The sequence below is a fragment of the Vicinamibacteria bacterium genome, assembly GCA_035620555.1.
In the GTDB taxonomy this organism is placed as follows: Bacteria; Acidobacteriota; Vicinamibacteria; order Marinacidobacterales; family SMYC01; genus DASPGQ01.
The window spans coordinates 1-13,609 of the sequence record DASPGQ010000035.1 but is presented as its reverse complement, the minus strand read 5'-3'; the positions used below and the strand labels follow the sequence as shown (position 1 = coordinate 13,609).

The 13,609-nt window shown below is 63.8% G+C and carries 11 protein-coding genes; 4 read left to right on the top strand and 7 right to left on the bottom strand.

Features of this window, described 5'->3' with window-relative positions; all coding sequences use genetic code 11:
• From VEK15_01275 to VEK15_01265, 3 genes are all read left to right on the top strand, one after another.
• Positions 1 to 835 (top strand): PQQ-binding-like beta-propeller repeat protein (locus VEK15_01275; GenBank protein ID HXV59295.1); only part of this gene is annotated, 835 nt, incomplete at its 5' end.
• Between the two features lie 105 nt (positions 836 to 940).
• Entirely contained in the window at positions 941 to 1,471 is a 531-nt protein-coding gene (locus VEK15_01270; protein HXV59294.1) for a hypothetical protein, read from the top strand.
• Positions 1,472 to 1,514: 43 nt separating this feature from the next.
• Entirely contained in the window at positions 1,515 to 5,558 is a 4,044-nt protein-coding gene (locus tag VEK15_01265; protein ID HXV59293.1) for an ATP-binding protein, read from the top strand.
• Between the two features lie 42 nt (positions 5,559 to 5,600).
• On the opposite strand, the gene VEK15_01260 is transcribed toward VEK15_01265, so the two are convergent.
• The 7 genes from VEK15_01260 to tsaB form a co-directional block, all read right to left on the bottom strand.
• Positions 5,601 to 6,569 (bottom strand): Asd/ArgC dimerization domain-containing protein, encoded by a 969-nt coding sequence (locus VEK15_01260; GenBank protein HXV59292.1) that lies wholly within the window; start codon positions 6,567 to 6,569, stop codon positions 5,601 to 5,603.
• A complete protein-coding gene (gene pssA, locus VEK15_01255) occupies positions 6,566 to 7,339 on the bottom strand; it encodes a CDP-diacylglycerol--serine O-phosphatidyltransferase (protein HXV59291.1) in 774 nt (257 codons plus the stop codon). The genes VEK15_01260 and pssA overlap by 4 nt, the downstream gene beginning before the upstream one ends.
• Entirely contained in the window at positions 7,336 to 7,953 is a 618-nt protein-coding gene (locus tag VEK15_01250; protein ID HXV59290.1) for a phosphatidylserine decarboxylase, read from the bottom strand. Before VEK15_01250 ends, pssA begins: the two co-directional genes overlap by 4 nt.
• A gap of 50 nt (positions 7,954 to 8,003) precedes the next feature.
• The gene (locus tag VEK15_01245) at positions 8,004 to 8,183 is read right to left on the bottom strand and encodes a YdcH family protein (protein HXV59289.1); all 180 of its coding nucleotides are present in this window, start codon (positions 8,181 to 8,183) and stop codon (positions 8,004 to 8,006) included.
• A 185-nt stretch (positions 8,184 to 8,368) separates the two neighbouring features.
• On the bottom strand, positions 8,369 to 10,225 hold the full coding sequence (locus VEK15_01240; GenBank protein ID HXV59288.1) for a glycosyltransferase family 39 protein: 1,857 nt from the start codon (positions 10,223 to 10,225) through the stop codon (positions 8,369 to 8,371).
• Positions 10,222 to 10,713 carry a ribosomal protein S18-alanine N-acetyltransferase gene (gene rimI / locus VEK15_01235; GenBank protein HXV59287.1) on the bottom strand — a complete coding sequence of 164 codons (492 nt, stop codon included), beginning with the start codon at positions 10,711 to 10,713 and terminating at the stop codon, positions 10,222 to 10,224. The genes VEK15_01240 and rimI overlap by 4 nt, the downstream gene beginning before the upstream one ends.
• Positions 10,710 to 11,402 (bottom strand): tRNA (adenosine(37)-N6)-threonylcarbamoyltransferase complex dimerization subunit type 1 TsaB, encoded by a 693-nt coding sequence (gene tsaB / locus VEK15_01230; GenBank protein ID HXV59286.1) that lies wholly within the window; start codon positions 11,400 to 11,402, stop codon positions 10,710 to 10,712. Before tsaB ends, rimI begins: the two co-directional genes overlap by 4 nt.
• Positions 11,403 to 11,474: 72 nt before the next feature.
• Here tsaB and mutS point away from each other — a divergent pair.
• Positions 11,475 to 13,609, top strand: a 2,135-nt coding sequence (gene mutS / locus VEK15_01225) for a DNA mismatch repair protein MutS (GenBank protein ID HXV59285.1), incomplete at its 3' end; no start/stop codon positions are given.

Here is a 13,609-nt window from a genome sequence, read left to right as displayed (position 1 = left end):
CGCGCTCGCTCCCCTGCCCGGAGAAGTGCCAGGTCGGTTCTTTCTCGCGACGACCGATGCCATCGTCTCGTACGATTGGAGCGCGGGTCCGGTATTCCGAGCGCCGCTCGAGGAAAAACCGCTTGCCCTCGCCACCAAAGGCGCCCTGCTCGTCGTGTCGGGCGCCGAGCGGACGCTCATCGCGCTCGATGCACGCAACGGCTCCGCCGTCTGGCGATTCATAGGCCGCGGGGGATTTCACGCGGCCGCCGTTTTCCGCGACGACTCCAAGCGACTCTTCATCGGCGACGATGCGGGAGAGTTCTACAGCCTGAGCACCGACAAGGGCGAGATCGATTTCCGCTGGTCGACCGGCGCCGCCATTCGATCTTCCGCCCTGGTCGAGGGCAACCGGGTTTACGTAGCGTCCTTCGGCAACAACCTTTACGCCTATGACTCGGGAGGTGGATCCGAACAATGGCGCGCCCGTCTCCCCGGCCGGCCCGCAAGCACACCGATTCGGGTGAATCAACGTCTCCTGGTGACGACCCTGGATGGAACCCTCGTCGAGGTGGAAACGGGCCGGGGCCATCTCGGCAAGAGTCACGTTCTGCCGGGCGAGCTTCTGATGCCGGCCTCGGCATGGATCGAGGCGCCTCCCATGACCGGGCAGCCGTTCGTCGGGACCGAGCCCAAGGAGGCCGAAACTCCCGACGGGGAGACGACTCCACGGTGGTTCGAGCGGTCCCGGATCGCGGCGGTGATCCGCACCGGCGATGTCATCCTGCTGCGTCACCAGTCGGAGTCTCCCCCGATGCCCACCCCATCAACCGAGGACAGCACTGTCCCCCGTTAGTGAGCGCAGCCGGCCACCGCCCTTGGGGGAACCCCGTTTACAGCAACGCTTTAGCTGGAACGAAACGTGCATTGGCTTTGACAGTGGCGAGAAGTGAGGGCTAACATGTCTCTAACGATGAGGCGTATCATCGCGGGCTCCTTCTTGGTCGCGCTCTTCGTCCCGCCGGTCGCCTTCGGCCAGCCTCCACCGACTTATCTCAAGCAGCTGCTGGCTGCGAGGGAGAAGGCCGAGCGTTCTTCGGAGGACAGAGACCTCGTCGACGCGCGGCTCGAGGAGACGATCGACCGAATCGGGCGCGCTTTCGAGCTCGGGGACGCGGAGGAGCTGGGAAACTACCTTCAGGCCAGTCCGATCCACGTTTCGCTCAAAGCCAAGGGAGAGGAAGCCGGCTATTACCGCCCGAGCCAGCTGCGGTTCATCTTCGCAAAGCTCTTTAGGGAGAGGGAGACCGACTCGTTCACCTACGACTCATCGGCGATCGAGCGCACGGACGATGAGAGCGCTCGTTTTCACGCGGAGTGGAAATACGTCCTGCCCGACGAAGACCGCAAGGTGACCGAGCACCTCCGTTTCAAGCTCGAGCGCAAGAAGGAGGATTGGCGCATCTCGGAAATTCGGAACGCACCCCGGTAGGCACGTCCCGTCGCCCGGCGACGCCATCGGCCTCCCCCGATCGATGAAACGCAGCGATCTGCCCTTTTCGCTCCTGTTCACCGCCGGCACCTTCTGGCTCGTCGTTCACGACGTTCGGAGCGACTTTCAGTTACTCGACGCCACCGCCGCCTGGGCGGCCCTCTCTCTAACCGTTCTCTTCGCCGCGCTGCTCCCCCGCTCGCTCCCATATCGGCGTGCCCAGCGCTGGCTCATCGTCGGGGCTCTCTTGGCGCTGGCACTCCGTTGTATCGGCTACGAGTGGCTCGGTGAGCGTTCGGTCCGGGACTGGGAAAGCTTTCGTGAGCGCGACGGGCTGCGTACCGCCTCGGGGCTACAGAGACGGTTCACGGCTTTATGCGGTTCGGCGCGCTCGACGGCGCGGCAACTCGCTCGCACTCCCGCCTTCGCGATGGCCGTCGAGGGCTCCGATGCGGAGGACTACCGCTCGGAGGTCTTTGGCGAGCTCGCGACCACGGTGCTCCCGCGCGCCCACCCAGCAGGAGCGCCGGGCGCCTCGCTCTACGACGTGGCCCTGCGCCCACTGGCCTGGTCCGGCCATAACGTCTCGCTCGACTCCGAGCTCTTCGACGACTTCGTTCCTCTGGAGGCGACGAGCCGCATCCTCGAGCAGGGAGTGGAAACCTATCTCGTTGTGATCGAGCCGCTTCGGAGTCGCCTGGGCTTCGTTTCCATAGAGATTCCCCTGAGAGCCGACCGTCGCTTGGAGAATCGATATCTGGCGGATTTCGACGCCCTCGGGACCTGGGCGGGGAGGAGCGTCGAAGCGAACTTCGTCACGTCCGAAGAAGAGCGAATCCGGCTCGAGCGGGATTTCGAGACGCGTGGGGATGTGTTCTGGAGCGACGTCGCTGGTAACTCACGCGTCAGTGCGGCCCTGAGGTGCGAGGACGGCAGCCTGATGGCCTGGAGTCGCGTTCCCGCGCCCATGCCCACGACCGTCCGGCTCGACACGCGGCATAAATTCGCGCTGGCGGCGTCCATCGCTCTTCTTGCCGCGGCGGTGGCCGCCTCGATCGCAATCGGGCTCGAGCGGCCGCATTTCGGCGTGATTCTCGCCGCGTTGTGGTTTGTCCGCTTGGTTTTGCTGCGGCTCAACATCCCGCTTGGCCTAAGTCTGGATCTCGACAATCCGGCCCACTACGCCTCTTCCCTGTTGTTTGGCCTCGCGCGCTCGCCCGCTGACTTTCTCCTCACCGCGAGCGTGCTCGCCGCATCGTGCTTCATTCTCCCGAAGCGGTGGCGCTGGGAGAGGGCGGCGTCGAAGCGGGCCACGATCGGTGGCTCAGCGATCGCGCTCATCGTTCTCGCCAGTGTGAACTTCGTCGTGCGCGATGCCTCGTTGAACTCGAGCCTCGGGCTGTCGGCGATTTCGTTCTTGCCGATGGATGCACCCCGTCTCGCGATCCAGGTCGCGCTCCTGCTTCTCTTCGTCTCCGGCTTGCTGATCGCCGGCCTGGCACTCTCACTCTGGGAGTCCGAGGACGGCGGTCGTAACGATTTCCTCCGCGCATTGACGCTCGACGCCCTCCTCGTGGCCATAGCCTATCTGCTGGCGGCTCGTCTCGGCTGGGGCGGTGTCGTTCTCGCATCGGCGCTGCCCCTCGTCACCGCGCACTTGCTCGCTCTACGTCGCGCGGCCCTGCTCTCGCGGCTTCGCGCCGCAGGACCGGGCGTCCTCGTCACACCGCTCGCCCTTCCGCTCGCCGCCGCCGCGACCTTCTATCCAGGGCTGGCGCGATTCGAGGACCGTACCGTTCGAAATTTCGTCGAAACCACGGTCGAGCCCGCGGTGCGCCAGCACGAGGGCTCACGTCTCGACGTGGTCGCCGAGACCGCCCACACCATCGATCAAATGGAGGACGAAGGACGGCTCGAGCCCCTCTCGCGCGAGGACTCCGCCTATCGACTGTGGGTCGGCACCGATCTCGCCTCTTCGGCGACGAGCTCCGCGGTCGAGATTCTCGATCCCGATGGAAGAATCGTCTCGAGATTCGCGCTCAACTTTCCATGGCTCGGAAGCGACGAAGAGCTGCCCGAAGCACCCTCGGAGTGGATCTACGAGAAGCGCGGCCTGCCGGGGGAGCCCCAGCATCCGGGGTTCCATCTCGCGAGGCGCACGCTCACCGGACCGAGATCCTCGTGGGAGATTCGATTTGGCGTCGCCTTCGATTGGCGCGACTTGCCTTTCGTCGTCACGTCCAATCCCTACTTGCATTTGTTCCGCACTCCGGGGGAAACGCCACTGCGATTTCCCTACCAGGAGCTCGAGCTCTTCGTCTTGCAGTCCGATGGGAGCTCGGTGTTCCAGTCTTCGGATTCCACCATCCGGCTCACGGAAGAGCAGGTACGAGCCGCTCGCCAGGCGCCGATCTGGGTGAGATATCTCGAGGCGGACGGTATCCACCAAACCTATCTCTTTACCGACTCGATCTACCTCTACGCGCTTTCCTACCCGGCGAAGCCAGCACTCACCTATGCGGCGGAGCTCGCGGGCTGGTCGTTACTCGCCGCCGGTCTGGGCCTGGTGGCCATTGCAGTCCTCTTCTGGTCGCGCGGCGGCTCGCGAAGGGAGCTCTGGGAGCGTTTCCCCGGAAGCTTCTACGGAAGGCTGTACGTGGCCTTCGTGCTCATCGCACTCGTTTCCATCGTCTCACTCGCGTTTCTCATCCGCGGTATCGTCGTACGTCAGCTGGAGCGCGACGTGGAGCAGGATGCAACCGTTCGCGCCCACGTCGTGGAACGGCTCGTCGCCGAGCTCGATCCCGACGAACGTGAGAATCGAGCTTCCCACGGCGTGACCGACAGCCTCCTCGAGCGGGTCGGTACGCTCGCCTCGGTCGACGTGGACGTCTACTGGCGCGGAGAGCTCGTTGCCACGAGCAAGCCCGAGCTCTTCGCGAGCGGCCTTCTCCGAAGTAGAACCCATCCCTCGGCCTACCGCGAGATCGTGCTCGACCGACTATCCCACTCCTTTTACGTCCAAGCACTGGGCTCGTTCGAATATCTCGTCGTTTCCGTCCCCATCACGCTCGAGCGTTATCACGAGCCCGGCATTCTTTCGCTGCCGCTCGCCTCCCGACAGCCAGAGATCGATCGGCGGGTCTCTTCGCTAAATCAGACCGTACTCCTGGCAGCCCTTGGTTTTTCCATCGGCGCGGCCTGGCTCGCTCATTCGCTTGCCCGGAGGATCGCCGGTCCCATCAACGCCCTCACCGCCGCCACCCGACGCGTTGCCGAAGGCGAGCTCGATATCGAGCTCGATACCGGGACGACGGACGAGATCGGTGTCTTGTCGAGAAGCTTCACCCAGATGACAGCCGATCTGAAGCAACAGCGGCAGGATCTGGAGAGAACGAAGAAGCTCGAGGCCTGGGCGGAAATGGCGCGTCAGATCGCACACGATATCAAGAATCCGCTCACGCCGATTCAGCTTTCGACCGAACACCTCCTTCGCGTCTACCGGGACGGTGACGTCGACTTCGAAAGGGTGCTGGAGGATTGTTCGAGCACGATTCTCGACCAGGTGAAGACCCTGAGGCAGATCTCGAGCGAGTTCTCGACCTTCGCGTCCCCCGAGCCCCTGACGCTGGAGCGAACCGACATGGCGGCGCTTGCCCGTGAGACGCTCGCGCCCTACCTGAAGGCGCCGCCGGGAAAGGTCGACATCCAGTGCCGCTGTGCCGAGGAGGTTTCCGGCGTACTCGCCGACCGGCGTCTATTCAAACGGACCCTCGTGAACCTCATCGAGAACGCCCTTCATGCCATCGACGGCTGCGGACGCATCGAGCTGAGCGTCGCCGGCAGCGGGGACGGTGTCGCCATCACCGTCTCCGACACCGGGGTTGGAATCGATCCCGATGTCATGGATCGGGTCTTCGAGCCCTACTTCTCTACCCGAGCGGCAGGAACCGGGTTAGGGCTCGCGATCGCCAAGAAAGTCGTCGAGGATCACGGGGGCTCGATCCGGCTCGAGAGCGAGCGGGGAAAGGGTACCCGGGTGACGATCTGGCTGCCGGAGGCCACGACCAAAAACCACAGCCACTAGCGGGCGCAGGAGCTCAGGCGACATGACAGACTCGAGAAAAGCTCAGGACAAGATCTCCCGGGCGAGCTCGACCGCGGTTGCCGCCGGGGCATAGACGGAGCTATCGGCAACCACCCACAACCAGAGCTCCCGCGACGCGTCGTTCGAAGAAGCGGGCAACACCCGCACGTGAATGCGATCCGATTCCGCGACGCTGACCGGTGACGGTAGTTTCTCCGTACGCCTGGTCTTGTCGCTTGCGAAGGGGCTCCCGCGGAAAGCCGCCTCGAGGCTCTTCGCCTCGACCGCCTCGCTGAGCCGAACCCACAACGAGATGGAATAGCCATGGAAGACCGGGACCCTGACCAGATTCACGGTGACGTTCGCCTCGCCTCCGGCAACACATCCGGCTTCGAAGCGAACCGCCTCGGCCATGTCCGCCTGGCCACTGAGGGTCACGTTGAAGGCGAGCTGCTCCCTCAGCACTTCGGTCGGTACCGCTCTGAAATTCAAGAGATTCACGACCTGTTGATGCAGCTCGTCGGCGCCGGCGGCTCCGCTCGCCTGCGCCGGTACCAGAATCGTGGCCACTGCCGCCTCTAGGTCGCGCTCTCGGGCCAACCGCTCGAGCGTGACCCCGAGAAAGAACGATTCGGGTCGAGGAACGATGGCGAGGAGCTCACCTTCCAAAGACTTCGAGAAGCCGGGGGCGATGACGGACCCGTCCAGTCCAACCGCACCCTGGACAATAGTGAGTACACCGCTGCGGGCCGCTTCTCGTGCAATCCGGTTGAAAGAGCCGCCCCCTTCCCCACCGATGAAGAGCACGTCGAGTCTGGGGAGCAAGTCGGAGTCGAGCGGCTGCGTGACCACGATCTCGTCCCCGAACTGGGTCAAACTGGCCTCCCCGGTGAGCTCGGGCTCGAAGAGTTTGAGCTCGATAACCGGAACCGATCCCTCCGCGAGACATTCGCGAACCGCCGACCCGAACGGACTGTTCGGCCCGAGGATGCCGACGCGTAGACCCCTCACGGCCGTCCCGGGTCCGCGTGATTCGCAAGCTCGTCCCTCGACTCGGTCCCCCTCCGCGCCATGGCGGACCACAGTTTCAAGATGATACCGCTCAGCAGATAGGCCGTCGCCATGCTCAAGAGCATCACCTGGGGATGAGTGAAGACGGCGACGATCAGGAGAGCGAGAAAGAGTATGAGGAGGTGAGGCTGACGCCGCCTCAGATCGAAGTCCTTGAAGCTGTAATATCGGAGTTTGCTCACCATGAGCAGCGACAGTGCCATGACGAGGGCGATCAACAGGACGGCATCGGCGCGGGTCGCGAGCGGCTCGGGAAAACGATAGACCAGCGCCGCCACGACGCCCGCGGCCGCGGGTATCGGAAGGCCGACGAAGAAACGTTTGTCGCTGGTCGACTGGCGAATGTTGAACCGGGCGAGTCGCATGGCTCCACAAATGACGAAGAGAAATCCGATGAGCCACCCGAGCCGCGGCCACAGGTGAAGCCCCCATTGATAGGCGAGCACCATGGGCGCCACCCCGAAAGACACCTGGTCGGCAAGCGAGTCGAACTCCTTGCCAAACTCGCTCGTCGCGTTGGCAAAACGTGCCACCCTGCCATCGAGGGTGTCGAGGAGAATGGCGAGGCCGATGAGCACCCCCCCCAAGCCGAGATCACCGCGCATGCTGCAGATGATCGCGTAGAAACCGCAGAAGACGTTGGCAACCGTGAACGCGCTCGGCAGCAGGTAGATGCCACGCCGCGCCTTCCTTTTTTCGTCTGGCTTCATGTTCGGCGACCGATGGGGGTTTCGCCACCGCGGACGCGGTCTCCGACCTGAACCAGCGGTTCGGTGTCCGGAGGGAGCGCGACTTCCATCCGGGAACCGAACTGGATCAGGCCGATTCTCTGGCCGCGCCCGATCGATTCACCCTCACGAACGGTGCAGACGATTCGCCGGGCCACGACTCCGGCGATCTGGCGGACCATCACCACGTAGTCACCATCGGCGAGCTCGATCTCGTTTCTCTCGTTCTGCGAGCCCGCCTGACTCTTGTAAGCGGCCATGAACCGTCCCGGTGTGTATCGGATGGCTCGCGCCACCGCGGCGAGGGGTGAGCGGTTGATGTGGACGTCGAAAATCGAGAGAAAAATCGCGATCTCGGTCCACGATGAATCGACCCTTCCCGGACCGACCGAGACCACCCTGCCGTCGCCCGGCGATACCAGAATCCTGGAATCGGCCGGTGGGACTCGGGTGGGATCCCTGAAGAAAAATGCGACGAAGAGCGCCAGGCCGAGGAGGACACCCGCAGCGGCGCGGATGGGAAACACCACGTATGCCAGCCCCGCCGCCACGACCAGTAACAGGATATAGCGGAGCCCTTGAGGCGCAATACTCATCAGACGGTGAGCGACTAGAGCTCTCGCTCTCGTGGCGCTCGGGCCGAAGCTCAGTGGCTTCGGATCATGTGAGCCATTCTATCTTTGATGGCGAGCTTCTTCTTTTTCAACGTGACCTCCTCGACCTTCTCTTCGTCGGTCAAGAAGAGTTTCTCGGTCAGCCTAACCAGCCGTTCGTCGAGCTCTTGGTGTCGTCTCGAAAGCTGCTGAAACTCCTCACATTCACGCATCAAGAGGTCACGGACTTGAGAAGACGAAATTTCCATCCAAGTTCCCTCCGGCACGATGATTCAACGGAACTGCGATGGCACCCATAACGACCACCTGTATTTCAAAGTATCACAGCGTTCGGAACGGCTGCAAGCTCGCAACACTCCTTGACCGCCGCGACCAGGCGATTTTGTCGTCGATGCGCTCACTCGAAGGTCCCCGGTCTCGTCAGAAGTATCCTTCCGATCCGGAGCCGAGCTGCCCCGAGCGGGACGAGAGTGATGGTATTGGCTCCGGAGCGCACGCGTCGCGGGGGCACGACGAGCGAAGCATCGCCTTGGTCGTCGAGCGCGACGGTCTCGATGGGCTCGGCATCCCATAGGACTCGGGCCCGTCCCCCCGGCTCGCCTTCGAGCTCGAGCACATAGGGAGCCGGCTCACGGAGGGCCACGAAAACCTCACCGCCGTCGGCGGCAACGTCCCGAACCGTCCGCCCTCGCTCGCGAATGGGCGGCGACCACCCACGGCCCAGATACAGGTCGTCCGTCTCCCCCATTCGAACGTCGACGTTGTTCGCGAGCGACTGGGAGCCGAAGAGGTCGTAAACGGATAGGGGTCGGCCTAGCCGCACTCGGTCGACGAGCGCGCCCGGCCAGGAGAACGGGTAGCCCGTGTGCCGGTACCAGAGCTCGATCCCGTCGGCCGCCGCCTGCCGGAAGGAGACCGGTCCGTCCGAGGGCACCGCTCCCCGGAAATAGACGCCCATCAGCATCCCGTTCCAGACGACGAACGGCGCCAACATGGCGCCCAGCGCCACGAGTGGCCGCGCAGCGACCAGCGGCAGAAGCCATTCGATGACGGCGGCGAGGCCGAGAACGAATGCCGGGACGACTCCATCGAAACGACGCGAGCCGAACGATGCTCCCGCCCACCAGTCGAAGACACTCGCATTCACGACGAGCACCCCCAGGGCAGAGGCGACGATTCCCCAGCCGAAAGCGGGAGCACGGCGAACGAAAGCGGGCAGTCCGGCCACCGCGGTCCAGAGTATGGGCGCCCACGACAGGAGGCCATGGCGCGACGAGAAGAGCACCGCCTCGATCTCTGGTGACGCCCAGTCGAGATACGTTCGACCCTGGGGTACCAGGAAGAAGGAACCATAGAGAACCTTCCAATAGACAAGCTGCGGAAGTGAGACCAAGAGGAACACGGCGCCCCCGACCAGCCATTCTCGGGGCGAGAATCTGCGGCGCGACAGACTCACCCCGAGGGCAACCGGGAGCAGGATCACGTTCTGCCACCGGATGAGCGCGACGAGGCCGCCGAGCGCACCCATGAGCGCGTAGCCGCGAAGGCCTTCGACCCCGCGGTGGGTCGAGAGGAAGAATAAAGAAACGCTCGTGATCGCGAGCGCATGTGACATCGAGGGCTCGAACACCATGTACCAGACGTGAAACGTCGCCAGCCAGCAGAAAAGGACGGAAGCGAAGGCAATCGACGGCTCGAAATAGCACCGGGCGAGCCGAAACAAGGCTACGACCCCGACGAAGCCGATGAGCACGGTTCCCGTCGCGACCGCGGTGAAATACGGGTACCCGAACCCCGTCGGACGGTACAGTCCGAGATGACCGAGCCCGTGCGCGAGGAGATAGAACGGAGCCCAGAGCAGAGCTGGGCCGATACTGAAGTTGTTCGGCAATCGACCCGTCGCCGTCCGTTGGAAATAACCCGGCTCGGCCCCGAGCACTCGGTACTCGTTCTCGAAATCCAGATCGAGATCGACGACGACCGAATGCAGAGGAGCAAAGTAGAAGATGCCGTCGCTCGCCACGCGTTGCGGCTGGAGATAACCGGCGGCAAGAGCGAGCGGTAGAAACGAAAGGAGGATCCCCTCGTGGCCCGCACCCCGAGCGCGGGCGCGAACGACCCCGAGAACGCTGCAGCCGAGGCCGAGCAGCAGGACGAGCCCGTGCCAGCTCTCACGGATTCCCTCGCCGAGCACCGGTCGCAGACACCCCACCGCCACCAGCGTTGCCAAGCCCAGCATGAAGACGGCACTCACGAACGGAGGTCCTTCCGGTAGAGCAGAGCATCTTCGACCGGGCGCGTATAATAGCCCCGGCGGTGGCCGAACTCCTCGAACCCGAGCGACCGATACAGGTTTCGCGCGGCAAGGTTCGAGCGCCGAACTTCGAGGAGAGCGGTCGACGCGGAGTCTTCCACGGCTTCCTCGATGGCCCGAACGAGGAGAAGTTCGGCCAAACCCTGGTGGCGGTCGCGACGACGTACCGCGAGATTCTGGATGTGGAGCTGGTCGAGCACGAGCCAGGTAATCGCGTAGCCCGCCACCTCCGATGGACGGGTGATGGTCACGGCCACGCGCGGCCGGCTCAACGGGTTCCCCTCGATCTCGTGGAGGAAGGCTTGTCTCGACCAGGGGTTGGGCTGACTCTCCTTCTCGATGATGAGGGCTTCGTCGAGGTGCCTCTTCTCCATCCGCACGATCGCATAGCGCTCCAGGAGACCGCTTCTGCCGTCAGAGTGGCTCATGCTTTCTTCGGGTCCCGGTTGCGCTCCGCCTCGGACGGCCGGACATAGAGGGCTTCGAGGCCCCCGAGGGGAGCGGACTCGCCTCGCGCCAGGCGCTCGGTACCGAGGCGCGCAACCTCCTCCGCGAGGAAGAAAGAGGCATCGGCGAGTCTCACCACATCTCCGAACCGATCATGAAAACAGCTCGCGCACCGGCCGAGGCCCGTGCCCGCCACGACGGCGGGCGGCTCATCGAGACGCTCCACGAAGCGTGAGGGTTCCTCACAGACGGGCTCCATACCCGGGACGAGCTCGAATCCGTTGGAGACGTAGCACCGGGCGTAGACGTCACCGCGATAGGCTTCGATGACGGAAACGATGAGACCGGCCTGAAAGCGATGGCGGAATGCGGTCGCGTCGAGACTCGAAACCCCGACGACGGGCCTTTTCAGGGCGTAGGCGAGCCCCTCGACGGTCGAGATTCCGATTCTGAGTCCGGTGAACGAGCCCGGCCCCACGACAACGGCGAAACCGTCGATTCCAGCGATCCCGCCAGGAGACCGTTCGAGGAGATCGTCCACTGTGGCAAGCAGTCGTTCGGCATGTTGTGGCCGCGCGGTGCGGATGCCAATGACTCCGGCGAGCTCGGTTCCGTCCAGAAGCGCCACGCTTCCGTGGGCACCGGTCGTGTCCACGGCCAGTACTCGCATCCCTCTTCGGGAATCCTATTTTGTCACGTCGCCGGCGAGCAACCCCTTCGCGGTACAATGCCCCGCGTCCTCATGTCGACTTCCACCGAAAGGGTGCGCGAGCCCGGAGCCTCGCCCGCCATGCGACAGTTCCACGAGATGAAGCGCCAGGTGCCGGACGCCATCCTATTCTTTCGCATGGGCGATTTTTACGAAATGTTCTACGACGACGCACTGAAGGCTGCCCGGGTACTGGAGCTCACACTCACCTCCCGCCAGAAGGACCCCGGCGGCACCGCAATCCCCATGTGCGGCATTCCCTATCACGCCGCCGACACCTATATCGGCCGGCTCATACGGCGTGGATTCAAGGTGGCCGTATGTGAGCAAGTCGAGGATCCGCGCCAGGCCAAAGGGATCGTGCGGCGCGACATCGTTCGAGTCGTGACTCCCTCGACGTTCTTGGACCAGGGTTATCTCGAGGCTCGCGAGCCGAGCTATCTCATGTCCGTCTCACCGGGCAAGAGCGCGATCGGAGTCGCGCTTGCCGACCTTTCCACGGGCGATTTCGTCGCCTTCGAGCTCGAGGGCGAGGACCTGTCCGAAAAGCTCGGTGAAGCTCTCTTGACTTACCGTCCTCGCGAGCTGATTCATCCCGAGGGCAGCCCGCCTCCCGACGGGGCGTGGAGTGCTCTGGGAGCCGAGGAGCGGCCCGTTGCCACCCCACGCGAGGGATTCCGGTTCGAGCTCGAGGCGAGCCGAAGCCTCCTGCTCCGTCAGTTCCGCACGATCGACCTGTCGGCCTTCGGTCTCGATTCCCGACCCCTCGCGATCTCTGCCGCCGGCGCCGCGCTTCAATATCTCGAGGAGACCCAACGAGGCCAGCTGGCCCATATCTGCGAGATCCGATGCATCGAGGCGGCCGAGCATCTGGTGCTCGATCCGGTCACCCAGAGAAATCTCGAGCTCACCCGCTCGATCACCGAGGGCGGGCGCGAGGGAAGCCTGATTGCCATCCTGGATCGGACCGCGACTCCGATGGGGGCGAGGCGCCTTCGGAGCTGGCTTCTCCGGCCTCTCGTGAATATCGAGGGGATCCTCGAGCGGCTCGACGGAGTCGAGGAGCTTGGTTTCGAGACCATCCGAAGAAGCAAGCTTCGCGACGTACTGAAAAACGTGCTCGACCTCGAACGCCTCGTTTCCCGAATCACGCTGGGCACGGCGAGCCCGCGTGACTTCATCGGCGTGGCGGGTTCGCTCACGAAGATACCTCTACTCAAGGCTCTCCTGTCCGATTCGCGAGCGGATCTCCTGAAGAGCCTTCGCGAGGGGCTGGATCCCGTCGAGAAAGCGCGCGGGGACATCGAAGAAACGCTCGTCCCCGAGCCGCCGGCGGGGCTCAAGGACGGAGGTATCATACGCGAAGGAGTGTCCCACGAGCTCGACGAGCTCCGTTCGCTGCGCTCTCATGGAAAAGCGACGCTCGCACGGATCGAAGCCCGAGAGCGCGAGCGGACCGGCATCGGGTCGCTGAAGATTCGATTCAACAAGGTTTTCGGCTACTACATCGAGGTCACCAAATCGAACCTTGGCGCCGTTCCCGATGACTATGTCCGCAAGCAGACGCTGGTGGCATCGGAACGATTCATTACAGCCGAGTTGAAAGAGTATGAAGACAAGATCCTGAACGCCGAGGAGCGCATTCAGGTCATCGAACGCGAGCTCTTCCTCGCGTTGGGTCAGCGCGTGACCGCCGAAGCGCCACGAATCCGCGCGACAGCGGACGCGGTCGCCTCGGTCGACGTCCTCACCTCACTCGCCGAGATCGCCACCGTCTACAACTATACGAAACCGCGACTCCACCGAGGCTATGAGATCGAGCTGAAGGACGGCCGGCACCCCGTCATCGAGGCGACGAGCAGCGAGCCCTTCGTGCCGAACGATCTCAGCCTGGACCCCGAGCGGCATCTCATCGTTCTGACGGGGCCCAACATGGGGGGAAAGTCGACCTATCTGCGACAGACGGCGCTCATCGTGATCATGGCCCAGATGGGCTCGTTCGTCCCGGCTTCCGAGGCCAAGCTTCCCGTCGTGGATCGGGTATTCACTCGCGTGGGCGCATCCGACAATCTGTTCCGCGGGCGCTCGACTTTCATGGTCGAGATGCAGGAGACGGCTCATATCCTGCACCAGGCGACGCCACGGAGCCTAATCCTCCTCGACGAGAT